This is a genomic window from Streptomyces sp. NPDC002868 (assembly GCF_055563295.1).
This window is the reverse complement of the sequence record NZ_JBVHDR010000010.1, coordinates 206,434-231,161: the sequence shown is the minus strand read 5'-3', so window position 1 is coordinate 231,161 and position 24,728 is coordinate 206,434. Positions and strand designations below refer to the sequence as shown.

General features: G+C 70.3%; 22 protein-coding genes. 13 read left to right on the top strand and 9 right to left on the bottom strand.

Annotated features, from left to right (window positions below; all coding sequences use genetic code 11):
- Positions 1-73 precede the first annotated feature (73 nt).
- On the top strand, positions 74-967 hold the full coding sequence (locus tag ACZ3H8_RS28005; RefSeq protein WP_467406509.1) for a LysR family transcriptional regulator: 894 nt from the start codon (positions 74-76) through the stop codon (positions 965-967).
- A gap of 16 nt (positions 968-983) precedes the next feature.
- Here the strand turns inward: ACZ3H8_RS28005 and ACZ3H8_RS28000 are convergent, their stop codons facing one another.
- Entirely contained in the window at positions 984-1,700 is a 717-nt protein-coding gene (locus tag ACZ3H8_RS28000; protein WP_467406506.1) for a flavodoxin family protein, read from the bottom strand.
- A gap of 295 nt (positions 1,701-1,995) precedes the next feature.
- On the opposite strand from ACZ3H8_RS28000, the gene ACZ3H8_RS27995 reads away from it, so the two are divergent.
- The 8 genes from ACZ3H8_RS27995 to ACZ3H8_RS27960 all read left to right on the top strand — a co-directional run bounded on the left by ACZ3H8_RS27995 (position 1,996) and on the right by ACZ3H8_RS27960 (position 10,823).
- Complete coding sequence (locus tag ACZ3H8_RS27995; RefSeq protein ID WP_467406503.1) at positions 1,996-2,892, top strand: lysylphosphatidylglycerol synthase transmembrane domain-containing protein; 897 nt, start codon at positions 1,996-1,998, stop codon at positions 2,890-2,892.
- A 90-nt stretch (positions 2,893-2,982) separates the two neighbouring features.
- Entirely contained in the window at positions 2,983-3,723 is a 741-nt protein-coding gene (locus ACZ3H8_RS27990; protein WP_467406500.1) for a carbonic anhydrase, read from the top strand.
- A 124-nt stretch (positions 3,724-3,847) separates the two neighbouring features.
- Positions 3,848-5,467, top strand: a complete 1,620-nt coding sequence (locus ACZ3H8_RS27985) for a serine/threonine-protein kinase (protein WP_467406498.1) — start codon at positions 3,848-3,850, stop codon at positions 5,465-5,467.
- A complete protein-coding gene (locus ACZ3H8_RS27980; protein ID WP_467406497.1) occupies positions 5,464-6,168 on the top strand; it encodes a hypothetical protein in 705 nt (234 codons plus the stop codon). The genes ACZ3H8_RS27985 and ACZ3H8_RS27980 overlap by 4 nt, the downstream gene beginning before the upstream one ends.
- A gap of 83 nt (positions 6,169-6,251) precedes the next feature.
- Positions 6,252-6,830: a dihydrofolate reductase family protein gene (locus tag ACZ3H8_RS27975; protein ID WP_467406494.1), complete on the top strand. Its 579-nt coding sequence runs from the start codon at positions 6,252-6,254 to the stop codon at positions 6,828-6,830.
- Positions 6,831-7,071: 241 nt separating this feature from the next.
- On the top strand, positions 7,072-8,772 hold the full coding sequence (locus ACZ3H8_RS27970; protein ID WP_467406493.1) for a PKD domain-containing protein: 1,701 nt from the start codon (positions 7,072-7,074) through the stop codon (positions 8,770-8,772).
- A gap of 144 nt (positions 8,773-8,916) precedes the next feature.
- Positions 8,917-9,927 carry an SPFH domain-containing protein gene (locus tag ACZ3H8_RS27965; RefSeq protein ID WP_467406490.1) on the top strand — a complete coding sequence of 337 codons (1,011 nt, stop codon included), beginning with the start codon at positions 8,917-8,919 and terminating at the stop codon, positions 9,925-9,927.
- Entirely contained in the window at positions 9,924-10,823 is a 900-nt protein-coding gene (locus tag ACZ3H8_RS27960) for an NAD(+)/NADH kinase (RefSeq protein ID WP_467406488.1), read from the top strand. Before ACZ3H8_RS27965 ends, ACZ3H8_RS27960 begins: the two co-directional genes overlap by 4 nt.
- Positions 10,824-10,888: 65 nt before the next feature.
- Here ACZ3H8_RS27960 and ACZ3H8_RS27955 read toward each other — a convergent pair whose 3' ends face one another.
- From ACZ3H8_RS27955 to ACZ3H8_RS27935, 5 genes are all read right to left on the bottom strand, one after another.
- Complete coding sequence (locus ACZ3H8_RS27955) at positions 10,889-11,395, bottom strand: hemerythrin domain-containing protein (RefSeq protein WP_467406486.1); 507 nt, start codon at positions 11,393-11,395, stop codon at positions 10,889-10,891.
- Between the two features lie 82 nt (positions 11,396-11,477).
- The gene (locus tag ACZ3H8_RS27950; protein ID WP_467406483.1) at positions 11,478-12,323 is read right to left on the bottom strand and encodes an amino acid ABC transporter ATP-binding protein; all 846 of its coding nucleotides are present in this window, start codon (positions 12,321-12,323) and stop codon (positions 11,478-11,480) included.
- A 7-nt stretch (positions 12,324-12,330) separates the two neighbouring features.
- Positions 12,331-13,161, bottom strand: a complete 831-nt coding sequence (locus ACZ3H8_RS27945) for an amino acid ABC transporter permease (protein ID WP_467406482.1) — start codon at positions 13,159-13,161, stop codon at positions 12,331-12,333.
- A complete protein-coding gene (locus ACZ3H8_RS27940) occupies positions 13,128-13,895 on the bottom strand; it encodes an ABC transporter substrate-binding protein (protein ID WP_467406744.1) in 768 nt (255 codons plus the stop codon). The genes ACZ3H8_RS27945 and ACZ3H8_RS27940 overlap by 34 nt, the downstream gene beginning before the upstream one ends.
- A gap of 268 nt (positions 13,896-14,163) precedes the next feature.
- A complete protein-coding gene (locus ACZ3H8_RS27935; RefSeq protein WP_467406479.1) occupies positions 14,164-14,652 on the bottom strand; it encodes a GNAT family N-acetyltransferase in 489 nt (162 codons plus the stop codon).
- A 197-nt stretch (positions 14,653-14,849) separates the two neighbouring features.
- On the opposite strand from ACZ3H8_RS27935, the gene ACZ3H8_RS27930 reads away from it, so the two are divergent.
- Positions 14,850-16,745 carry a Xaa-Pro dipeptidyl-peptidase gene (locus ACZ3H8_RS27930; protein ID WP_467406478.1) on the top strand — a complete coding sequence of 632 codons (1,896 nt, stop codon included), beginning with the start codon at positions 14,850-14,852 and terminating at the stop codon, positions 16,743-16,745.
- Positions 16,746-16,836: 91 nt separating this feature from the next.
- Here the strand turns inward: ACZ3H8_RS27930 and ligA are convergent, their stop codons facing one another.
- Together ligA and ACZ3H8_RS27920 are read right to left on the bottom strand one after the other, a co-directional pair.
- Positions 16,837-18,939, bottom strand: a complete 2,103-nt coding sequence (gene ligA / locus ACZ3H8_RS27925; protein ID WP_467406476.1) for an NAD-dependent DNA ligase LigA — start codon at positions 18,937-18,939, stop codon at positions 16,837-16,839.
- 86 nt (positions 18,940-19,025) lie between these two features.
- Positions 19,026-19,397, bottom strand: a complete 372-nt coding sequence (locus tag ACZ3H8_RS27920) for a nuclear transport factor 2 family protein (RefSeq protein WP_398985186.1) — start codon at positions 19,395-19,397, stop codon at positions 19,026-19,028.
- 189 nt (positions 19,398-19,586) lie between these two features.
- Here ACZ3H8_RS27920 and ACZ3H8_RS27915 point away from each other — a divergent pair, with 189 nt between their 5' ends.
- Entirely contained in the window at positions 19,587-20,147 is a 561-nt protein-coding gene (locus ACZ3H8_RS27915) for a DM13 domain-containing protein (RefSeq protein ID WP_467406473.1), read from the top strand.
- 238 nt (positions 20,148-20,385) lie between these two features.
- Complete coding sequence (locus ACZ3H8_RS27910; protein WP_467406742.1) at positions 20,386-21,822, top strand: PP2C family protein-serine/threonine phosphatase; 1,437 nt, start codon at positions 20,386-20,388, stop codon at positions 21,820-21,822.
- 50 nt (positions 21,823-21,872) lie between these two features.
- On the opposite strand, the gene ACZ3H8_RS27905 is transcribed toward ACZ3H8_RS27910, so the two are convergent.
- The gene (locus tag ACZ3H8_RS27905) at positions 21,873-23,366 is read right to left on the bottom strand and encodes a DNA-binding protein NsdB (RefSeq protein WP_467406470.1); all 1,494 of its coding nucleotides are present in this window, start codon (positions 23,364-23,366) and stop codon (positions 21,873-21,875) included.
- 233 nt (positions 23,367-23,599) lie between these two features.
- On the opposite strand from ACZ3H8_RS27905, the gene ACZ3H8_RS27900 reads away from it, so the two are divergent.
- Complete coding sequence (locus ACZ3H8_RS27900; RefSeq protein ID WP_467406469.1) at positions 23,600-24,721, top strand: aminoglycoside phosphotransferase family protein; 1,122 nt, start codon at positions 23,600-23,602, stop codon at positions 24,719-24,721.
- Positions 24,722-24,728 lie beyond the last annotated feature (7 nt).

Below are 24,728 nucleotides of genomic sequence, written 5' to 3'. Positions count from 1 at the left end.
TCCTTGCAGAGCTGGGCACTTGATAGCAACATGCCTCTTACACCCTGCACTGCCCGGCGGTTAACGTCCGCCCATGACCCCCACACTGCAACAGCTGCGCTACCTCGTCGCCGTCGCGGACTGCCGCTCCATCACAGCCGCGGCGAGCTCCGTCTACGTCGCCCAGCCCGCCCTCTCCCGCTCCATCCAGGCCCTGGAACGCGAAGTGGGCGTGGAGCTCCTGGACCGCAGGGGCCGGGGGGCGACCCTCACACCCGAGGGCGCCCGTGTCGTACGCCTGGCTCGCACGGTCCTCGACGCCGTGGCGGCGATCGAGGACATCGGCCCGGCACACGGCGGCAGAGCGCACGCCAAACTGATCGTGGCCGCCACCCCGACCCTCTCCCTCGACCTCGCCGCCGACCTGGTGCCTTCCTTCGCCGAACGCCACCCCGGCATCGAAGTACGCCTGCTCCCGCACGACAGCCGCGAGGCACTCGTACGCTCCCTGACCGACGGCGTGGCGGAACTGGGCCTGGTCGATCTGCCGGTCGACAAGGAGTTGTCCACGCACCATCTCCAGGACCGCGAGGTCGTCCTGATCTCGCCACGGGGCTCCGGGCTGCCCGACCCGATGCCGTTCCGGATGCTGGGCGGCCTGCGGATGGTGCTGCCCACTCCCGGCACGGGCCGGCGCACTGAGCTCGAGGCGATGTTCGGCCGGCTCGGGGTGCGTCCTGTGGCGGTGGTGGAAGCGGACGAGCGGCTGGCCTGGGTGACGAGCGTCGTGGACGGGCGTGGCTCGCTGATCTGGTACCGGGACATGGTGTTACGGGCCTTCGGCCACCGCGTCGAAGTCCGCTCCTTCACCCCGCCGCTGCTGCGTGCCGTCGGCATCGTGCACCCGCGCGGCCCGCTCAGCCGCACCGCCCGTGCCTTCCTGTCGCACGCCCGGCACAACGCACCCGTACGGGAACCCGCCGGCTGAAGCCGGGCCGGCGGCGTCAGCGGTGTTCGGGGTTGGGATAGTCGTCGCGGCAGCCGGCGTCCCATTCGGAGCGCTGGTTGCCGTGGGCCGGGATGCCACCCGCCTGCTTCAGCATTGCGCCGAGATGCATGAGGTTCCACGTCATGAAGGTCGTGTTGCGATTGGTGAAGTCGTTCTCCGGGCCACCCGAACCCGGGTCCAGGTAGGACGGGCCCGGACCGGCTTCGCCGATCCAGCCGGCGTCGGCCTGCGGCGGAATCGTGTACCCGAGGTGCTGGAGGCTGTAGAGGACGTTCATGGCGCAGTGTTTGACCCCGTCCTCGTTGCCGGTGATCAGACAGCCGCCGACTCGTCCGTAATACGCGTACTGGCCACGGTCGTTGAGGATGCTGGAGCAGGCGTAGAGGCGCTCGACGACCTGCTTCATCACGGAGCTGTTGTCTCCGAGCCAGATGGGCCCGCAGAGAATGAGCATGTCAGCGGCCATGACCTTTTCGTACAGCTGGGGCCAGGAGTCACTCTCCCAGCCATGCTCGGTCATATCGGGCCAGACACCGGTCGCGATGTCGTGGTCCACAGCGCGGATCACCTCGGTCGCGACGCCGTTCTGGTCCAGGACGGCGCGGCTCTTTTCGATCAGGCCCTCGGTGTTGCTGGTCTCCGGGGAGCGCTTGAGCGTGCAGTTGATGAACAGGGCGCGCAGCCCGTCGTAGCGGTACGTCGTCGCGGGCATCGGCCGTCTCCTCGTAGGGGCTGGGACACGAGCACCAGCCTGCTGCCCTCGGGGTACGGGCGCACGCAGGCGCGCGCCGTGCGCTCACAGCGGTACGCCAGCTGACGGCGTCGTCTTCCGGCAATCGGCGCGCCCCCCGCCGGTCGGCCGTACGGCACCTGCGCGTCGCACACCGTGGGCAGCCTGGTGACGCGACGTTGTCCTGGCGGTGTGTGCGGAGCGGAGACGAACCGAGGCCATGGCCACCCCCCGTGCAAACCCCCTTCGGGGACTGCCACTGCGACAGATCGCCTGCATGGTGCCGATCGCTGCCGTCGGCCTCTGGGCGGCCCAGCACTGGCCTCTCATCACGGCCGGCGGCAGCGAACTCCTCTCGGCCAACCAGCGCTGGCTGCTGGTGGCCGCCGTACTCACCGTGCTCGGCTGGGTCGCCGTCTCCTTCACACGGCAGGGAGCGACCCTCGAACCGCTCCCCGCGGTACGGCTCTTCGTGACGCAATTCGCCGCCGGAGCAGCCAACCACCTCCTCCCGGCGGGCCTCGGCGCGGGCACGGTCAATCTGCGTTTTCTCCAGCGCTGCGGGCTCTCGCTGTCGCGGTCCTCCGCCGCTCTGGCCCTGCACATGCTGGCGGCGGGCACCGGCCGCATCGCTCTGCTGCTCGTGCTGCTCGCCGCCTCTCCGAACGCGCTGCGACTGGAGGGCCTCATGCCGGACGCGGCAGGCCCGCTGCTGCTCGTGGCGGGATGCCTGGTCTGCGCGGTGGCGGTGACGCTTGGGACGGTACGGCCGCTGCGCAGCGCCATCCGCGCGTTTGTCGACACCGCGCTGAGCGACGCACGCTCGGTGCACAGCAGGCCCACGAGAGTGCTGGCCCTGTGGGGCGGCGCGCTGGCCTATCCCACCATTCAGGCTGCGGGACTGGTCGCCGTGGCGATGGCACTGGACGTGTCCGTGCCGATGGTCCACATCGGGATCGCCTACCTTGCCGGGAGCACCCTGGCCGCCGTCGTACCGACACCTGGCGGTATCGGCTCGGTGGACGCGGGGCTCGTCATCGCCCTTGTCACCACCGGGGTTTCGATCGCGGTGGCCACGTCCGTCGTCCTCGGGTACCGGATCATCACGGTGTGGCTGCCACTGGTTCCCGGAGCCCTGGTGCTCGGTGTCCTGGTCCGCTCGAAGGTGATCTGAGACCCGCCCACCACCATGATCAGTTCATAAACGCGCCAACAGATCACAAACACGAATCGCGAGCCGTCCGACGGTGGTTGGGTTCACCGCATGATTCTGAACCGACACCAGCCCGTGCCTGCCGGCACAGGACGCCGTGCTCTGCTCCGTGCCGCCCTCGCGGGAACCGCCACGGTCGGCGCGGGCCTCACACTCGGCACCGCACCCGCCACGGCCGCACCCCGAATACCGGCCCCGCGTACACGGCAAGTCACCCCGGACGAGGCGCTGCGCGCATTGTCCGCCGGCAACCGGCGGTGGCGCAGATTCCAGCAGCAGCACCCCCACGAGTCCCCGTCCGTGCGCCAGGCGCTCGTGTCGGGTCAGCACCCGTTCGCGGTCATCCTGGGGTGCATCGACTCGCGCGTACCGCCGGAGCTGGTCTTCGACCAGGGACTCGGCGACCTGATGACGGTGCGGTCGGCCGGCGAGGTACTGGACGAAGCCGTCCTGGGCTCCATCGCCTTTGGCGTACTGGAACTGGACATACCGTTGATCCTGGTCCTCGGGCACCAGTCGTGCGGCGCGGTGTCGGCGGCCGTCCACGCGGACGAGACCGGAGGACAACTTCCCGCACACATCCAGTACCTGGCCGAGCAGATACGCCCGGCCATAGACCACAGCCAGCACGGCGACGCCCGCGTCGACTCCGCCGTCACACGCAACGTCGGCCTGGTCCGCTCACGCCTCGCCGCCGAGCCCGATCTCGCCGACAAGGTGGCGGCCGGGGACCTGGCCATCGTCGGAGCCCGCTACGAGCTGCATTCACAACTCGTCCACGCGGTCCACTGACCGTCGCCCCTCGCCAGGGCCGCTCGCCCTCGCCTTCGCCCTCGTGGGAACCAGTCGTGACGGAAGTGTGTCTGTCATGGGGAGAGCAGGTGGGCTATTCTGCCGCGGTGCCTAGGGGGGCAGGATGAACGCATGGTCGGTGCCCGGGTACACGGAGTCCCGGGAGTTGGGTTCCGGTGGCAGCGGGCGGGTCGTCCTGGCCGTCCATGACGCCACCGGCGTGCCCGTGGCCGTCAAATACCTCAGCGAGAGGCTGCGGACGGACTCCGCCTTCGTCCAGGAGTTCCGGGCAGAGGCGCGTCTGCTCGGTGGCCTGGATTCGCCGTATGTGGTGGGGCTGTACGAATACGTAGAGGCGCCGCAGGGCGCCGCCATCGTGATGGAGCTGGTCGACGGCATCGCCCTGCGCACGCTGTTGCTGCGAGAAGGCGCCACCGGCCCCGAGGCGGCCCTGGTGGTGCTCAAGGGCTCGCTGCTGGGGCTGGCCGCAGCCCACCGCACGGGTGTCGTCCACCGCGACTACAAGCCGGAGAACGTCCTGGTCGCGGCGGACGGCTCCTCCAAGCTCGTCGACTTCGGCATCGCCGCAGGCCGCGGCAGCACGCCGGGCGTGGCCGGCACTCCCGCGTACATGGCCCCGGAGCAGTGGAACGGGGAGCCCGCCTCCCCTGCGGCCGACGTCTATGCCGCGACCGCGACGTTCTACGAATGCCTCACCGGCCGCAAACCGTTCTCCGGCGAGAACTTCGCCGAGCTGGCGCTGCAGCACATCGGCGCACCGGTTCCCGAGGAAGAGACCCCGGAGCCCGTGCGCCCGCTGATCAGGCGGGGGATGGCGAAGGAGCCGCAGGAGCGGCCCGAGAACGCGGCGGCGTTCGTCGCGGAGCTGGAAGAGATCGCCGGGGCCGCCTACGGCCCGGACTGGGAGGAGCGGGGCCAGCGCAGACTCGCCGCGCTCGCCGCCCTCCTGCCGTTGCTCTTTCCCTCGGCGGCGGGCCAGGCCGCGGGGACCACCGAGTTGGCCACGACGGCAGTGGGCGGCAGCTGGGGCGGCAGCTGGAAACCGGGCCTGCGGGGAGTGCTGACGGGCGTCGCCGCGCTGGTGGTGGCCGTGATGGTCGCCATTGCCGCGGGAGCGAAGGGGGACGACTCCCGGCAGACGACTGCTCAGGCTCTCGCCACCACCAGCGCGGCACCGGGCGCGGCCGCCGCCTCGCCCACCGACGGGCCCACTTCCGGGGGCCCGTCGCCGACCGGCAGCGCCTCCCCCGACAGCTCCCCTTCGCCTTCTTCCGCTTCTCCCTCCGCCGGCGCGACCACCGGGCCGCCGTCACCCCCTCCGTCGTCGACAGCGGCTTCCCCGACGCCGACGTCCGCGCCGTCCACCGAAACCAGCCCGTCCGCTCCCGCCACTCCCCCCGTACGCGTGAAGTCGGTCTCGGTGTCGAGCCTGCGGCAGACGAGTACGACGGGTGCCTCCGCGTCCATCGACGTCGCGACGGACGGGACCGGCCCGGTGACCATCGTCATCGCGTGGTTCACCAGCGACGCCAAGGGCGAACTGGGCGCGCAGGACGGCTCGCAGGCCTTCGAGCGCAGCGGCTCCACGCAGTACACGATCACCCTGGATCACACCTTCCAGGGAAAGGGCTGCTACTGGGGTGTACGGGCCACGACGAACCCGGCCGCCGCGAACGGCAGTTCCTCGCAGCAGATCCTGATCCGGCGGTGCACCATCCAATGAAAGATCCGCGGATTCCGTACGACGGCCCTGCTCGCGACGAGGCCGAGAGCGACGGGTACAGCGCGACCGCGCTGGGCAGTCACTGGTTCGAACGGCCCGCCCCGGAGCCCGTGACGGAGGTCGCCACTCTGGTCCAGGGCAGGCAACCGGCGAGCGTCGCCCCCGACCGGGTGGAGGGCGAGGTCCTCCGCTTCGGCCCCGGAGTGACCGCGGCCGTCCACCGGCACAACCCCAGCAACACCACCGCCGAACTCTGGCACGGCACACTGCCCGGCCGGCCTGCCGGGCCGCAGCCCTCCGATCGACGCCGCTCAGGGCTGCGCCGGTACGCACTGGCCGGGACCGTACTGCTGGCCGTGCTGGCCTTCCTCGCCTGGCAGCGTTACGGGCCCGCCCTGGCCGTGGGCGACGTGACGGTCCGCACCGCGGCGGAGGGACCCGGGTGTGACGGCACGGCCGACGTCGTGGGCGTCGTGGAGACGAACGGACGGTCCGGCACCGTCACGTATCGCTGGGTACGCAGCGACGGCACCGCCTCGGAATTGCTGCGGGAGAAGATGACGCGCGGCCAGAAGCAGGCACGGCTGCATCTGCTGTGGACGTTCCACGGCCGGGGCGAGTACCGGGCCGGCGCGGAACTGCGGATCATCTCGCCGACCCGGCACACCGCCACCACGCACTTCATGTACCGGTGCGCCTGATTCTCCGCGGCACGAGACCGATAAGTCCCGTCGGCCAAAACGGTCCTCACTGACAGACCAGTGCCGACTGCGGAGGGCCCGACATGAGAGACCTGATCGTCACCGAGAACATCACGCTCGACGGCGTCATCGATGCGACAGAGGGCTGGTTCAGTCCGGCCGGCGACGATGCGGAAGCCGATCAGTCCGACCTCGAGGCGGTACTGGGTGCGCATATGGCGGCAGCCGACGCTTTCCTCGTGGGCCGGGTGACATTCGAGGAGATGCACGGCTACTGGCCGAAACAGACCGACGACACGACCGGCGTCACCGACTATCTCAATGCCGTGTCGAAGTACGTCGTCTCCAGCACGCTGCGCGACCCCGACTGGCAGCACACGACCGTGCTGCGAGGACCCCTCCACGATGAGGTTCAGGCCCTCAAATCCACGCCGGGCAAGGACATCGTCACGACGGGCAGTATCAGTCTCGTGCACGCTCTCATCGCGGCCGGGCTCGTCGACGAGTACCGGCTGTTCGTCTACCCGGTCGTCCTCGGGCACGGCCGGCGGCTCTTCGCGGACGCGACCGAGGTCCCGAGGCTGCGACTGGTGGAGACCCGGCCGTTCAACTCGGGCATCGTGCTGCTGCGCTACCGGACGGCGCTCGATAACTGTGGGTAAGTGACCAGTCTCACTCCGCCCAGCCCCCGGCTCGCGGTTCGGCCCCCCGCCCGCCAGCCATGATCACTGCGTAAAGGATCCAAACAGCAGTGGAATCAGGGGTGTTGATGTGATCGACGCTTGGCTACGACGGGTGGCACGGCAGCGGGCGTGCGGCGGTGGGGGCTCCGCGCGTTGCGGGACGGGGGTATCCCGCTTATCGGTCACGGCGAGGCGGCCGGCCGCAGTGGGAGCGGCCGGGGTGCTCCTCGGCCAACTGCTCGGCGGACTCCCCGCCGCGGCGCAGACGGCCGGCCTGCCTGGATCCGCGTACCCCCTCGTCCTCGATGTCGATCTGACGCCGAATCCGGTGTGCAGCGGGCCGGTACGGGGCCGAGTCCAGGTGTACGACCCGGCGGCGGCGAAGGCCGGGGCCACCGTGGAGTGGCGCGTGCGCGCCGGTGGGGAGCAGCTGGCCGTCGGGCGCGTCGCCATGGACGCGAGCGTGGGCACGGCGGAGTTCAGCATCCCCTTCGACCGGGTTCCGGCGACGGACACCGCCTTGCAGTTCGACGCCCGCATCGTCTCGTCGGCCGCCGACGGGAAGGCGGGCCGCTACGGCAAGGTCTGGCGGGACACCGTCCGCCGGGGCTGCGACCCGGTGCGTGTGGCGTCCGTCGGCGACTCCGTGGTCTGGGGGCAGGGCCTGGACCACGACCAGAAGTTCCCGTATCTGACGGGCGAGCTGCTCGGCCGCGCCACCGGGCGTGGGCATCAGCACATGGACTACTCGATCTCCGGCGCGGTGCTCGACGCGCCCGAACTCCCCGCGGGCAATGACGACTCGGCCTGTCTGCGGAGCAGCGAGAAGCAGGACCCGGACGGCGACGGAGAGATGGAGTTCGGCGAGGTCACGCAGCAAATGCCGGACGTCTTCTGCCAGTTGGAGCAGGCGGGCGCGCAGGCCCGGGCGGGCGGCTATGGTCTCGACCTGGTGGTGGTCAACGGGTGCATCAATGACATGGACCCGTTCTTCGGTATCGCGGTCGGCATCACACCCGGCTCGAAGAACCTGCCCGAGGCCGTGCAGCGCGAATGCTCGGGGATCGGCGCGGCAGCGGAGAACCCGGCGAAGGACGTGCCGTACTTCAGCGGTGCGAAGGTCGGATACGGCGGCCGTGGCATGCAGGCGGCGATCGAGAAAGCTCATTCCCTGCCGGGGCGGCCGAAGGTGATCGTGGCCGACTTCTACTTCGCGCTCAGCCGCAGCAGTGCCCCACTCCCGGCGAGCACCTGCTCCAGCCGGGGTCTGACCGGCGCACGGCTCACCACCTGCAAGGGCACGCTCGGCCAGGCGGCGGAACGCTACGAGCAGTACACCCAACTGGCGAACGACGCCTATCGCAAGGCGGCTGCCGCGGCCAACGAAGCCTCCACGGACGGCCCGTACGCGGTCGCTGCCGATGGCCTGTTCACTGTGGACAGCGCCGTCCTCGCCCCGCACTCCACCGTCTGGAACACCCCGGTCGCCGACCCGGCGCTCGCGCTGCGCACACGGGCCTGCCCGGAGCTGAGCCCGACTCCGGCGCAGTGTCTGTCGGCGGCCGTCGCCCATCCGGACATCGACGGCGCCCGGCAGTACGCCGACTCGTTCCTTCTCAACCCCAGCGTCCGCGAGTGGTTCAAGCTGCCGCCCGGCGGGCCCCGGGCGCTGCTGAGCGTCCCGAAGGACGCGCCTGTCGGCAGTGAGGTGCGGCTGACCGTGACAGTGGACGGTAGGCAGCCCGCCGCCGGATACCGCTACCGCTGGCACTTCGGTGACGGCAGGCAGCAGGAGACGAGCGAGTCGAGTGTCACTCACGCCTACGGCCGGGAAGGTCCGTATCTGCCGCGGCTGGTGGTGACCGCCGAGGACGGCCGTCAGGTACTGACCGAGGCCGCGCACACCGTCACCGTGAGCTGACGGCTTCCGCCCGAGGGGGCGGCTCGCACCTTCTAGCCGCCCTTTCCAGCCGCCCTCTCGGCTCGGCAGGCACGGCCCCTTTCGTCGTATTGACGATAAGCTACCGCTTCTATATCGTCGGCACGACGAAAAGGGGAGGCTGTCATGGCCGACATCATCAGGCGCTTCGGATGGCGTCATCTTCGCTCCACGCCCACCGCCCATGTGCGCCATCACAAGCGCGGACAGCTCGTCCACGACGGCCCCGGACTGAGCTTCTGGTTCCGCGCCCTGACCGCCGCGCTGTGCGAAGTGCCGGTCGACGACCGGGAACTGGCCATGGCTTTCCACGCCCGTACATCCGACTTCCAGGACGTCACGGTGCAGGCGACGGTCACGTACCGGATCAGCGATCCGGCCACCGCCGCCGCCCGTCTCGACTTCTCCATCGACCCTGACACCGGCGTCTGGCGCGGCGCCCCGCTGGAGCAGCTCTCCACCCTCCTCACCGAGACCGCCCAGCAGCACGCTCTCGACGTGCTGGCCCGCACACCGCTGGCGGCTGCACTGGTGGACGGCGTCGCATCGGTACGGGACCGGATCGGCCAGGGACTGGCCGCCGAGCCCCGGCTGGACGCCACCGGAATCGCCGTCGTCGCCGTGCGCGTCGTCGCCCTGCGGCCCGAGCCCGAGGTCGAGCGGGCGCTGCGCACCCCGGCGCGGGAGCAGATACAGCAGGAGGCGGACCGGGCGACGTACGAGCGGCGCGCCGTGGCCGTGGAGCGCGAGCGCGCCATCGCCGAGAACGAACTCGCCAGCAAGATCGAACTGGCCCGCCGGGAGGAGCAGTTGGTCGACCAGCGCGGCACCAACGCGCGCCGCGAGGCCGAGGAGAGCGCCGCGGCCGACGGCGTACGGGCGGAGGCGGAGGCCGCGCGTACGGTCCGGCTGGCCAGGGCCGAGGCCGAAGCGGCACGCGAGGTCGGCGAGGCACGCGCCCAGGCCCAGGCCGCCTGGCTGCGGGTGCACGCCGACGTGGACGCCGCCACCCTGCACGCCCTGACCGGCACCCTGCTGGCCGAGAATCTGCCCCGCATCGACAGCCTCACCGTCTCCCCCGACGTCCTCACCGGCCTGCTGGCCAAGCTCGGCCGCCCCCACGGGGAGCAGGCGTGAGCCTCGCGCCGCGCGCGGTGCTTGTGCATCGCACCACCGAGTACGAGGAGTTGCTCGCCCGGCACGGCACACATGGCCAGGCGGGCTTCTTCCTCTCCTCGCGCGGGCGCGGCATCGAGGAGGTTGCCGAGCGCCACCACCGTGCGCGACGGGTGCTCGCGCAGGTGGCGGCGGCGGTTCCGCTGCAGTGGCGCCAAGCCCGGGTGGAACGAGCGGACCTCGACCGTTTTCTGTTCGCCCCCGAGGACGTGGTGGTCGTGGTGGGTCAGGACGGGCTGGTGGCCAACGCGGCCAAGTACCTGTCCGGCCAGCCGGTGATCGGGATCGATACCGACCCCGGCCGCAATCCGGGCGTCCTGGTACGCCACCACGTGGCCGACGCGGCCACATTGCTCCCCGCGGCAGCCTCCCGCCGGGGCACGACGGAAGAACTCACGATGGTGGAGGCCGTCGCAGACGACACCCAGCGCCTCCTGGCCCTCAACGAGATCTACCTCGGCGCGCCGGGGCACCAGACCGCCCGCTACCGCCTCGGGCATCACGACGAGGCAGCGCCGCCCGAGGCGCAGGCCTCCTCCGGCGTCCTGGTCGGCACGGGGACCGGTTCCACCGGCTGGCTGCGCTCCCTGTGGCAGGAGCGCGGCAGCACGCTGACGCTCCCGGGCCCCGCCGATCCGCGGCTCGTCTGGTTCGTACGCGAGGCCTGGCCCTCCCCCGCCACCGGCACCTCACTGGTCGAGGGCACCTTGCAACGCACGGATCAGCTGCGGCTCGTCGTCGAGTCCGACCGGCTGGTCGCCTTCGGCGACGGGATCGAGAGCGACGCGCTGGAACTCACCTGGGGCCAGACGGTCCGGCTGGGCATCGCGGACACCACGCTGCGCCTCCTGCTCTGACCGCGCAGGCGACGCGGCGCGGCGAGGGATCCCGCGACTCCCGCCGGGAAACTGGGGCCCTCGGCTCAGGTCGCCTCTCGGCCCAGCAGGGTCCCGGCGGTCCCGGCCCGGTCCGGCAGCGCGTTGAGGGCCGCGAAGAGCCGCTTCTCCTCGTAGACGAAATGCGACTCCAGCAGGGCGGCCAGGCTGTCCAGCTCCGTCCGTACGCGCTGTGCGTCCACGGGCTCCGTGTCCGGACCGGGCCGCCCGAGCAGCTCTTCCAGTCCGCGCAGGATCCCGGCCACTACGTGATGGTCGCGCCCCAACTCCTCGAGCACCGGCCGCAGTTCGGGGTGAAGATCGCCGAGAGCGGGGAAGGCCCCGGCGTCCTCGCCGGTGTGATGCCGGCTCACCGCCGAGCAGAAGGCCAGGCAGTGCGCCCGCAGTTCGCGCGGCCGCTCCGCCCGGCCGTCGAGCCAGGCTTCGGCGTCCTCGCGAAGCCTGGCGAGCTCCTCGCGGAGCGAAAGGTGGATGTCGATCAGCTGGTTGCCGAGGGCCGCGATGCGGCCGTCCGGCTCGATGGGTGTGTCCATGGCTGTCCCATGATGCGGCGCCTCCATGCCCACGGCGGTCTCTTTGCCGGGTGCACCGCGACGCTGACGTGGGATCCCATCATCATTCGGACGGACCGTCAACCGGCTTACGGACATCTGGCCCGGCGTCCTCGACCGGGGCCTCGGCCGCGGCCGGGTCCAGGATGCGCATCAGGAAGTTCCTGGTCCGCTCGTGCTGCGGATCACCCACGACCTGCGCGGACGGGCCCTGCTCGACGATGACGCCGCCGTCCATGAACACGACGCGGTCGGCGACCTCCCGGGCGAAGCTCATCTCGTGGGTGACGACCATCATCGTCATGCCCTCGGCGGCCAGCAGCCGCATCACGGAAAGCACCTCGCCCACCAGCTCGGGGTCGAGCGCGGAGGTCGGCTCGTCGAAGAGCATCACCTCGGGGCCCATCACCAGCGCCCGCGCGATCGCGACCCGCTGCTGCTGCCCCCCGGACAGCTGCGCCGGATAGGCGTCCGCCTTGTCGGCGAGGCCGACGCGTTCCAGGTTCTCCCGGGCGACTGCCGCGGCGCTCGCCTTGTTCCGGCCCAGAACCCGCCGCTGGGGCAGCGTGAGGTTCTCGGTCACGTTCAGGTGCGGGAACAGGTTGAACTGCTGGAAGACCATGCCGATACGGCGGCGTACCGCATCGATGTCCACGTCGAGGTCGGTGACTTCCGTGCCGCCGACGAAGACCTGGCCCGATGTCGGCTCCTCCAGCAGGTTCACACAGCGCAGCAGCGTCGACTTGCCCGAACCCGAAGGACCGATGACGCACACCACCTCGCCCCGGGCAATGTCCAGGTCGATGCCGCGCAGCACCTCGTTGTCCCCGAACGACTTGTGCAGTCCCCGGATCTCGATCTCCGGGCCGTCCGTGCCCATGCTGTCCACCGTCTTCGTCTTCTGTGACATCTCGTCCTCACCTGGCCTTGTCGGCGCGGGCCTCGAGGCGGCGCACCACGAAGCTCAGCGGCACGGTCACGAGGAGATAGCAGAGCCCGGCGACCAGGATCGGGGTGGAGTTGGCGGTCTGACTGGCAAGGTCCCTGCCGAACTTGGTCAGCTCCCGCTCCTCGAGGGTGACGCCGAGGAACAGCACCAGCGAGGAGTCCTTGAAGAGCAGGACGAGCTCGTTGGTGAGCGGCGGGATCACGATGCGGAACGCCTGCGGGATGATCACCGACACCATGGCCCGGGCGTGCGAGAAGCCCAGTGAACGGGCCGCCTCCATCTGCCCCTTGGGCACCGCCTGGATGCCCGCCCTGATCGTCTCCGCCATATAGGCGGCGGCGACCAGACCGAGACCGAGGGCGACCTTGCCGTACGTACCGCCGGGAATCTGCGTGCCGGGGAACGCCAGCGGCACCGCCACACCCACGAAGATGAAGATCAGCAGGGCGGGCAGGCCACGGAAGAACTCGATGTAGACGCTCGCGACCCACCGGTAGGGGGCGACGGACGACAGCCGCATCAAGGCGATGATCAGGCCGAGCACCAGGCCGAAGATGAACCCGGAGAGCGTATAGATCACCGTGTTGCGCAGGGCGGTGGTGATGATCGCCGGGAAGAGCTCCTTGGCGAGGTCCTTCTGCGCGAACTGGTTCTGCAGCCGTCCCCAGTCGGCCAGGAAGCCGATCACGATCAGCGCCGCGACGAATACGGCGTACTGGATGCCCTGCGAGACGCGGCGCCGCTGGCGCCTGGTAAGCCGAGAGGTCACGACTTGCCCTGGGGCAGCGGGCCGATCCACTGCTCGTACAGCTTCTTGTACGTGCCGTCCGCGCGCGCGTCGTTGATCACCTTGTTGATCGCGGCGAGGAGCTTCTTGTTGCCCTTCTTCACCGAGAAGCCGTACTGCTCACCGGTCTCGATGTTCTGCCCGAGCGTGAACTCGGCGGCGTTCGCCTTGTCCTTGAGCCAGCCCTGGACAACCGGGTAGTCGATGACGACGGCGTCGACCTGGCCCGTACGCAGCCCGTTGAGCACCGCGTCCGAGCTCTCGAACGCGACCGGGTTGAAGCCCTGCGCCTTGGCGTAGCTCTCGCCGGTGGTCTCCGCCTGCGCGCCGAGCTTCTTCTTCTTGGCCTTGATGTCCGCCAGGGACGTCACGCCGCTCTTCTTCGTCGCCAGCAGCGCCTGCGTGGCGTCGAAGTACGGGACGGAGAAGTCCACGTTCTTCTTGCGCTCGTCCGTGATCGTCATGCCGGCGGCGGCGAGATCGCAACTGCCGGAGTTCAGGAAGGCGCCGGTCTTGAAGTTCTCGAACGGCGTGTCCAGGATCTCCTGCTCGACCTTGAGGTTCTTCGCCACCAGATCGATCAGGGCCACGTCGAAGCCGACGACCTTGCCCTTCTGCTCGAACTGGAACGGCGGGTAGGGCAGGTGCGTGCAGGTGGTCAGCTTGCCCTTGGCCACTACGGGCACGCCGCCCGCCGCCTCGCCCGGTCCGTCGTCCCCGGAGGAACAGCCCACGGCAAGGAACATCCCCGCCGCCACGGCACCGGCAGTGGCGCGGGCCCGGATGCTGGTGCGGTGACTGCGATGTCCGCTGGCCGTCCTGAACACGGTTGACCTCCATGATTGCGCGCTCGGGGCGGTCGGCTCGACGCGACCGTCCGTCGGAGATCGTAAGCCACTCGGGCAGCGGGGTGACGGAGCTGTCCACGATGCGTGCACTGCCTGACCGGCGGCGGGTGCGGTACGGGCCCCGTGTTCTCGTCGCCGCACCGACCGGAACCGGCCCGCTCCCGCGCTACGGGATCGGGATGACCAGTTCGGGGCGGTCCCACATCACAGCGGGCGGATTCGCGCTCACCGTGCCGATCCGCTGCGCGCCCACGCTGCGATAGAAGCCCTCAGCCGGCGGGTGCGAGACGATGCGCACGGCGGTGAGCCCGGCGTCGCGCGCCTCATCGATCATGTGTTCGAAAAGCTGGCGGCCGATGCCGAGGCCCTGGGCGGCGTCGGCGACGAACATCAGGTCCAGCTCCGGCGGGGAGAGGATCAGGGCGTAGAAGCCGAGCACCCTCTCGTTTTCGCCGACGGCCAGGAAGACGTGGTGGGTCTCGATGTAGTCGGGGCCCACCCGGTATCCGGCGATCGCCGAGCCGTACTGGCCCTCGTAGGTGCGGGACTTGCGTACGAGTGCGGTGAGCCGCTTCGCGTCACGGGCGGTGGCTCGTCTGATCCGTACAGCCTCCCCCCGCGCGCCGCCGCCTGCGCCCGTCATCCGCGAAGTCATATGGAGAGTATTACCTGCCGGTCGCCCGTCCACGAAAAGGCAGAAGGCGGTGGTCGGCCGTCCCCTCCGCTGGAGCGGCCTCCCTTCTCACATGGGCCGTGCGTGGCGGGAGTTGCGGTCTGGCGCGGGGCGGCTCGTACGCGGTGGAATGTGCGCGCGCTCCCGCGTGATCGTCACTTCCCGGCTCTGGAGACACGATGGCGAGACCCACCGTTGTACGTACGGCACGGCGGCTGGGCGTCGCCGCCGTCGCCGCTTCCTTATTGGCGGCGCTGCCCGCCCCCGTCGCGCAGGCGGACGACCCCGCGCTGAAGATCGTCGGCAATGAGACCCAGCCCGCCTTCTCCCGCGCCGACGCGATCTCGCAGCAGGTGGACGTCGAGACGGAGACGGACAGCGATGGTGACGGGCGGCTCGACACCGTACGGATGCGGATCCTGCGGCCGAAGGAGACCGACGCCGGGCTGAAGGTCGCCACGATCATCGAGGCCAGTCCGTACTGGGGCGGCGGCAACGATGTGCCGTTCCACGAGGTGGATCTGGACGAGGACGGCCTGCCGGCCGGCAGGCGGCTCTCCAGCAAGGAGCGGGTGCCCGGCCTCGTCGGTCCCTCCGTTCCGTTCCCCGGCTATACGGACAACTATTTCCTGCCGCGCGGCTATGCGGTGGCGCAGGTCGACAGCGTCGGCACGGGCGGCTCGACCGGGTGCCCCACCTCCGGCGGCCGCAACGAGACGCTCGGCGCGAAGGCGGCGGTGGACTGGCTGAACGGCCGGGCCAGGGGCTGGGACCTGGACGGCAGGCCGGTCGGCGCGGCCTGGTCGACGGGCAATACCGCGATGATGGGGATCTCGTACAACGGGACGCTGCCGACTGCCGTGGCCACGACGGGAGTTGAGGGCCTGAAGGCGATCGTGCCGATCTCGGGAATTTCGTCCTGGTACGACTACTACCGGGCGAACGGCGGGGTCGTGGCGCCGGGCGGCTACCAGGGCGAGGACACCGACATCCTCGCCAAGTACGTCTACAGCCGCACCGACCGGGAGATCTGCAAGGGCGTGCTGGACCGGCTGACGGCGGAACAGGACCGGATGACCGGTGACTGGAGCCGGTTCTGGGCGGAGCGCGACTACCTCAAGGACGTAGAGAAGATCAGGGCCGGGGTCTTCGCCGTGCACGGCGGCAACGACTGGAATGTGAAGACCCAGCACTTCGGGCAGTTGTGGGACGCCCTGAAGGAGTACGACGTGCCGCGCAAGCTGTGGCTGCACCAGGCAGGTCACATCAATCCGATGCCGCTTCGGATGGAGGAGTGGCTCAGGCAGCTGCACCAGTGGTTCGACTACTGGCTGTACGACCTGGACAACGGCGCCCTCGACGCGCCTCCGGTCGATGTCGAGCAGGCGGACTTCAGCTGGCGTCAGCAGTCCGACTGGCCGACGCGCGGCACACGGGATCTGACGCTGCGGCTGAACGCGGACGGCCTCGCGCCGCTGCCCGGTCCGCCGGTGAAACAGTCGCTGTCGGACGCTGGACGCACGGTCAAGGCGGAAGCGCTGGTGGCCGGCCCGGACGCGGCAAACCCGAACCGGCTCGCGTACACGACCGGCCCGCTGTCCCGGGATCTGCGGGTCAACGGCGTGCCGGAGGTGTCGCTACGGGCCTCACTGGACGGGACGTCGCCATATGTGACGGCGCTGCTGGTCGACTACGGCACGGACACACGAGCGACGGCGGGCACGGTGGCGGACACCTCGAAGCTGATCTGCTACGGCGAGGGCATCCCGTCGGACACGGGCTGCACCTACCGGACGACGCACCGCACCGAGACCGCGGACTTCAAGATTGTCTCGCGCGGCTGGCTCGATGCCCGCAACCGCAACTCGATCGCGCGGCAGGAACGGGTCGTGGAAGGGCGTGAGTACCGGCTGGAGTGGGGGATGCAGCCGCAGGACTATGTGTTCAAGAAGGGACACCGGCTGGGTGTGGTGCTGATCTCGACGGACTACGACCACACGCTTCGCTATCCCGCGGGGACGCGGCTGACGGTGCGGAGCGGGGTCAGCAGCGTCACGTTGCCGGTCGGGCGGTAGCGAACTGCTCCTGCCCGGCGGGCCTCAGCCACGGTCGAACGCCGCGGCTGAGGAAGCGCGCGGCGGAGCCCGACGCGTACCGCCCGCCCGGTCAGCCGTTCTGGTCGAGGAAGTCGGCGACCAGAACGGCGAACTCGTCCGGGGTGACGATCCTGGTGCCCAGCTGCTCGGCCTTCTCCCGCTTGGATCCGGCGTTCTCACCGGCCACCAGGAGCGAGGTGCGCTTGGAGATGCTGGAGGAGGACTTGCCGCCGGCCCGCTCGACGAGTTCGTTCATCTGGTTGCGGGAGAGCTTCTCCAGCGCTCCCGTCATGGCGCCGGTGACGACGACGGTCATCCCGTCCAGCGGGCCGGCGTCCGCGGCGGGTCCGTCGTCGCCGTCTCCTCCTTCGGCCGGCGGGGTCGCGCCGGGCTCCGTCATATTGACGCCCGCCGCGATGAGCCGGTCGATGAGCGGAGCCAGTTCGGCGAGCTCGGCGACCACCAGTGAGGCCTTCTCCACGCCGATGCCGTCGACCTGCTGCAGGGCTTCGGCATCGGCGGCGCGTATGTGCTCCATCGTCGCGAAGTGACGGGCTATACGACGCGACATGGAGCGACCCGTGCCCCGTACGCCGAGCGCGCAGAACACCCGGGACAGTGGCCGCGTCTTCGCCCCCTCGATGGCGGCCAGGAGGTTGTCGGTGCTGGTCTCCCCCATCCGCTCCAGCTCGAGGAGCCGGCTCCGGCTGAGCGTGAACAGGTCGGCGAAGTCGGTGACCAGGCCCGCCTCGACGAGCTGGACGACGCGGGTCACCCCGAGGCCCTCGATGTCGAGCTGGTCGCGCCCGGCGGCGTACGAGAGGGAGGCCACCAGCCGGCAGTCGCGTCCCCGCACACACCGCCAGCGCTGCTCGGAGGTGTCGATGTCGGAGCCGCACTGCGGGCACACCTCGGGGAAGACGATCGGCTGCTCGTCGCCGGTGCGCAGATGGGCCACCGGCGCCTCGATGCGCGGGATGATGTCACCCGCCTTGTAGACCATCACCCGGTCGCCGATGCGCAGGTCGCGGCGGGTGATGTCGGCGGGGTTGTGGAGGGTTGCGTAGCTGACCGTCGATCCGTCGATCTCGACCGGCTCCAGGACGGCGCGGGGTGCGATGGCGCCGGTGCGCCCCACGTTCCACTCCACACCGAGCAGCGTGGTGACCTTCTCCACGGCGGGCAGTTTGTACGCGATCGCCCAGCGCGGGGCCCGCGATCCGGACCCGGCCGCGGCCTGGTCGGCGGCGAGGTCCGCCTTGATGACAATGCCGTCGATGCCGAACGGCAGCTCCGGGCGCAGCGCCCCTATCTCCTCGACGCGCGCCTGGATGTCGTCGACCTCCGTCAGGGTGCGGGGCGCGACGGCGGTGGTCTCGGCGGTGTGCACGCCCAAGCCCGCGACGTACGCCATGAGCCTGCTGTGCGGCCACTCCCCCAGCTGCTCGGCGAGCGCCTCGCCGGTGGCGGGCAGCGGCAGCGCGCCGTAGCCGAAGAAGGTCATCTCGACGGTGTACTCACGGTCCTTGGCGCGCAGCGTACCCGCCGCTCCGTTGCGCGGATTGGCGAACGGAGCACTGCCGTGCGCCGTGCGCACCGTGTTGGCCTGCTCGAACTGCTCGTTGGTCATGAGGACTTCGCCGCGCACCTCCAGCGTGACCGGCTCGGTGAGGCGGCCCGGCAGGCCGGTGACCGTGCCGATGGCGTGCGAGACGTCCTCGCCCGCGCTCCCGTCCCCACGGGTGACCAGCCGGGCGAGCCGGCCGTGCTCGTAGCGGGCGGCTATGGCGAGGCCGTCCAGCTTCGGCTCGACGCTCCACTGCTCGACGGGCCGGCCGATCCGGCGCTCCACCGAGGCGGCCCACGACTGCAGCTGTTCGGCGGAGAAGACGTTGTCGAGCGACAGCATCGGCACGGTGTGCGGCACGTCCCCGACGGCTGTCCCACCGGCGACCTTGCCGGTCGGCGACGCGGCCGACATCTCGCCGGGATGCGCCTGTTCGTACGCGGCGATGCCGCGCACCAGGCGGTCGTACGCATCGTCGTCGAGGGTGCTCTCGCCCGTCGCGTAGTACGCGGCGGCGGCCTGCGTCGCGGTATCGACCGCCTCGGCATACGCGGCGGAGTCGGCGAGGGCAGCGGCGGCGGCATGAGCGGCAGTCGAAGTCGTCATGGCTCTCATACTGCCGCCCACCACTGACAACGGCCCCGGCCCGCGCACCCGCCCGCCGGGGCGGCGGGCCCGCGGCTCTCCGGGCGCTACTCCGCGCTGATCAGCGTCCCCTGGTGGAAGTACATCCGCCAGCCTTCCGCCGTTCTGCGCCACAGGGAGCTCCGCCGGGCCAGGCGACCGCTCTGGTCCGACACGTATGTCACCTGGACGAGGCCGGGAGCGAGCAGCTTCCCGGACAGCTCGCTGACGCCGGTGGCGTTCACCCGCTCAGTGGGCGAGGGGGCGATGGCGGACAGGATCGTCGTACGGTCGTAGCGCGCGCCCGATGCCCCGAATTCGAAGAACTCGGGATCCAGCAGCTCGGAGACCAGGTGGGGCAAGGCGCGGACCGCGGGATCCAGGAGCCGCAGTTCCCCCTCGACGGCGGCATCGACCGACTGCTCCTCCTCGGCGTTCATGGCGGGAGCCTATGCCTCTCGGCGGCCTGCCGCCCGTCAGGCCGGTGACCGCGGGACGAGGGTCCGCGCGACGTAAGACTTTCGTCATCAGGGTCGGCGGTGCCGAACGGCTCGCCCTGCCGTTGAATTGAGACCAGGTCGGACCCGGGACACGCCCGGTCGACGGCCGGTGGACGTCAGGAGACGACGGTGGGGCGCGTGTGGAAGTGGCTGGGCAGGCCGTGGGGTGTGGTGGCACTGGTCGTCGGGCCGGCGGTGGCCGGCGTGGGGCTCTACTGGTTCCAGCCGTGGAAGCTGTGGGTGGACGAGACGGTGCGGGACGCACTCCCCGCTGCGACCGCGATCCCGGATGCCGCCGAGCCCGCAGCCGGGGCGGAGACGCCCACGCCGTCAGGGCCCCGGACCCTGGCTTCCGGCGAGCTGATCAGCCATGAGCACCGGACGAGCGGCTCGGTGAAGGTCCTGCAGCTGGCGGACGGGACGCGCACCCTCCGGCTGGAGAACCTCGATACGAGCAACGGCCCCGATCTGCGCGTATGGATCACCGATGCCGCGGTGAAGGAGGGCACGGCGGGCTGGCGCGTCTTCGACGACGGAAAGTACGTAAGCCTCGGCAAGCTCAAGGGGAACAAGGGCGACCAGAACTACGCGCTGCCCACCGGCCTCGATCTGAATCGGTACACCAGCGTCAGCATCTGGTGCGACCGTTTCGACGTCTCCTTCGGCGCCGCGTCGCTCGCCCGCGCCTGACCCCGCCCGCCGCAACGATTGTCGCGGCACGCAAACGCCCCGTCAGAAAGGAGGCGCTCGGCGGACCCCAGCCGTCCGCCGAGCCGCCGCGGCCCCCATGACGGCCTGTGGCATATGCCAGCGGCACCACCGTATCGAGTGTTGCCAAAGCCCTTACGGGCCGTCGCAGCCTGTGCAACAGTCATTACTGGTCCCTTGTAGAGACTTGGCTGTGGCCGCGCCTGTATCGGAGTACGACATGCCGTCCCATGTGTTCGCGGACCGTCCCGCCCCGCAGCCGCCCGAGCGCGACACCGTCGACGCGCTGATCACCCGCACGCGTCGGCTGCGCGGCGACGTGGACGCCGTGCGCCGGGACGCAATGCCGGACGAGTACGACCCGCAGGGGCGATGGCAGCGAGCGCTCTGTGACCTGGCTGTCCATCATCTCGACGATCTCGGCGCGCACTTGGACCAGCTCAAGGAAGGTCTGCCGGATGAGACCGCCGGCGTCTTCGAGGACGAGCTCGCCGCGTACGAGGCGGACAGCGCCCAGAGCACCGGATCGTTGCTCAGCCGGGTCGGCAGCGCGGAGTGGAATCTCCTCACCGACGAGGTGAGCTGGTCCGACGAGCTCTACCAGATCCTCGGGCGCTCCGCGCAGAGCGGCCCCATGTCGCTGGACGAACTGCCCTCCATCGTGTTCGAGGAGGACCAGGCGCTGCTCACCGCGCTGGTCACGGACTGTCTGGTCGACGGACGTCCCATCGACGGCGAGTTCCGCATGATGCGGGCCGACGGCCGGTTCCGTACGGTCCACATGATGGGCGAGCCGGTGCTCGACTCCGACGGGTCCACCGCCTCCATGTGGGCGGTCCTGCGGGACGTCAGCGAACTGCGCCGCACCCAGCGGGCGGTGCGTGAGAGCCGTGACTCGCTGGAGCGCAGGCAGCACTTCGCACAGACGGAGCGCCGGGTCGCGGTCGAGTTGCAGGAAGCCGTCCTTCCGCCGTGGCGGGGCTCCCTACAATTCCCGCTCGACGGACCCGCCGTGCTGGATGTCGCCGCGCACTATCTGCCGTCCACCAACAGCGCACTGATCGGCGGCGATTGGTATGACGCGCTCCAACTCCCCGATGGCGACTCGCTGTTGAGCGTCGGAGACCTCACGGGCCATGGAGTGACGGCGACATCGGCGATGGCGATGCTGCTGGGTGCGCTGCGCGGGATGGCCGTGGCCGGGATCAGGCCGGGACAGCTCATGGCGCATCTCAACGAGCTGCTGGAGACCTCCGTGCAGCCCGCGCTCGGCAGTGCGGTGTGCTGCCGCTACAACCCGGCGAGCCGGACCCTGACCTGGGCGCAGGCGGGACACCCCGCCCCGCTGCTGTTCCGCAACGGGACGGGGCGTGCGCTGACGCAGCCCGACGGGGTGCTTCTCGGTGCGACATCCGGCGCCGCCTATGAGCAGGCCGAGTTGCAGCTGCTCCCCGGCGATCTGCTTGTCCTGCACACCGACGGGCTGACGCGCACGAGCGCCGCCGAGGTGGGCAACACGGACCGCCTGCTCGGGCTGGCGCCGCGATTCGCCGAGGCCCGCAGCGCGCAGGAGTGCGTGCGGACGGTCGTCGAGGAATGCGGTGAGGACGACCGCGAGGACGACGCCTGTGTGATGGTCGCGAGGATCCGTTCGTAGACCCTCGTAAGCCTGGGCGGTGCTGAATCCCGGGAACCCTGGAACGCAGGCTAGATCTCGGTGCTCCTCGACCTCCTCGAGGGGCTGTTGGGCAGGGCCAGCTGGATTTCCTCGCGCAGATCCTGGATCTTTGCGTATTCCGCGTAGTGCCCGGTCAGCCGGTACATCTCGCGGAGCCTGTCCCACGTCCGGTGCGAGGAGGTCTCCCCCATCGAGACGAGCGCCAGCCTGGCGTAGCGGTCGGCCTGTTCGGGGTCGTCGGCGATGAAGCACGCCGATGCCAGTGAGATGTAGTCGAAGATCTTCGAGCGCTGCCGGCCGCCCTCGCGCAGCTCCAGCGCCTGTTTGGCGTGGTTCTGCGCGGTGGCGGCTGCCCCCGGGTCGTGTTCGGCGAGGGTGCGGTACGCCAGTGCCTCCATGCCGTGCAGATCCGCCTCGTCGAACATCTGCATCCAGCTCGGCGGGGGCACATCGCCCTTGTCGGAGACGAAGAGGTCCTCGGCCTCGCCGAGGGTGCGGCGCATGGCCTGGCCGCGCCCCATGGATGCCTGGGCCCAGGCCTCGATGGTGTACAGCATCGCCTGGGTGCGCGGCAGGGTCTGTTCACCCGAGCCGGACTTGGCGAGCTTCATCAGGTCCAGGGCGTCGTCGGGACGGCTCAGGTGGACCATCTGCCGGGCGGCGCGGGAGAGGGCTTCGCCGGCGCGCGGGCGGTCGCCGCCCTCGCGTGCCGCGTGGGCGGCGATGACGAAGTACTTCTGGGCGGTGGGTTCGAGGCCGACGTCGTGGGACATCCAGCCTGCGAGTACGGCGAGGTTGGCGGCGACGCCCCAGAGGCGGCGCTGGAGATGGTCGGGGTGGCGGTAGGCGAGCATGCCGCCCACTTCGTTGAGCTGCCCCACAACGGCCTTGCGCTGGAGCCCGCCGCCGCGGGCGGCGTCCCAGGCGCGGAACACTTCGACGGAACGCTCCAGTGCCTCGATCTCCTGCGACCCGATGGGGGCGGCCTCATAGCGGTCGAACCCAGCGGGGTCGGCGTGCAGGGGATTTTCGATACGGGGGGCGTCGTGGGCGAGTGCGGGGTCGGTGTGCAGCCAGTCGTGCATGGCGCTGCTGAGTGCGGAGCCTGCGGCGAGCGCGGCGCCCGCGCCCACCAAGCCGCGTCGGTTGAGCATGAGGTCCATTCCCGTGAATTCGGTGAGGACCGCTGCCGTCCGTTCGGGCGCCCACGGAAGGCCGTCAGGATTGTCTGCTCCCTGGACGTCCCGCCGCTTCCCCGCTCGCCCGATCCGTACGAACCCGAGGTCCTCGATGGTCACGACACGACCGAGTCGCTCGGTGAACAGAGCTGCCAGCACTCGGGGCACGGGATCGCGCGGGGTCTCCCCCATGTCGATCCAACGCCGCACCCGCGAGGTGTCGGTCGCCAGCTGTGGGTGGCCCATGGCCGCCGCCTGCCGGTTCACGAGTCTCGCGAGTTCTCCCTTGGACCAGCCGGCCAGGCCGAACAGGTCGCAGAGGCGGGTGTTGGGTTCTCCGGTCACGTCAAGCCCCCAGGTTCTCGGCTGAGTTGACAGTAACCCCCTGTCAGATGCGTGGCGACTATTCGCCAGGGTTCGCCAGGGTGCGCCAGATGGTGTGCCACCCGCGGCCGGGTGTGACGTAGGAACGCGCCACCTCGGCCCGGCAGCCGGACGCATTCCCCAGGGTGTTGACCGGCTGCCGGGGCGGGGCCGCGTATGCAACTTGTCGGCACACGAAGGGATCTGTCGCCCCCATGTACACAGCATCGTCCTCCGTGTCCGCCCCGCACCGGTCGCAGCGCTCCGCCGCCCCGGCCGGCGCCGGACCGTATCTCGACCCCACTCACGCCGGTCGGGCTCGACGGCCGGCGGGGACGGTCGGCCAACCCCTCAGCGGGAGAATCGACTTGTCCGGCCCTCAGGGCGCGCAGCTGCGGATGGCCGTCGCTTCGGTACACCGCATCTGTCCGGAGTTCAATCCGGTACAGGTGCTGCGCCGCAGCGGACGCTCCGTACTGCTCGTCGGCACAACAGGACGTACGACAGCGGTCGCCAAGTGCTTACTGGACCACTCGCCCGCCTGGGCCGAGCGGCTCCGCCACGAAATAGCTGCCTATCGCGCCTTCGTCCGGCACCGCCCACCAGTGCGGGTCCCGCGGCTGATCGCCGCGGATCCCGAAAACTGCACGCTGGTGATCGAGCGGATGCCGGGCCGGGCGGCGGCCCTTGCACGGCACCCGGTCGAGGCTCCGCCCCGTGCCGATGTCCGGGCCGCCCTCGGCGCGATCGCCCGGCTCAACTCCTGGCGGCCGCCGGCCGGGATGTTCGACGCGCCACTGGACTATGCCTCGCGGATCTCCCGCTATCACGAGCTGGGTCTGTTCACCGACCGTGACCTCGGGGATCTGCAGAAGCTGCTGCACGGTCTGGCGCACGCGGGCGGCAGGCAGGGCATGGGGCAGTTCTGTCACGGCGATGCACTGCTCTCCAACATCCTGTTGTCGCCGACCGGTCCTGTGCTGGTCGACTGGGAGCACGCGGGCTGGTATCTGCCGGGCTATGACCTGGCGACGCTGTGGGCGGTGCTGGGGGATGCGCCGGTGGCGCGCCGGCAGATCAGCCAGCTGGCGCAGCAGGCGGGAACGGCGGCGCGGGACGCGTTCCTGGTGAATCTGATGCTGGTGCTGACCAGGGAAATCCGTACCTACGAGACGGCTGTGCAGCGGACGATCCGGGAGGCGCCCCCTGCGGGCAGCAGCCAGGCTGCGTCCGGCGGTCTGTCGGCCGGTGAGGAACAGCGGCTACTGCTGAGGCGGCTGCACGACGACTGCGCACTGGCCCGGCGGGCAGTGCGTGCGGCGGTCGGCACTCGCTGACCGTCCG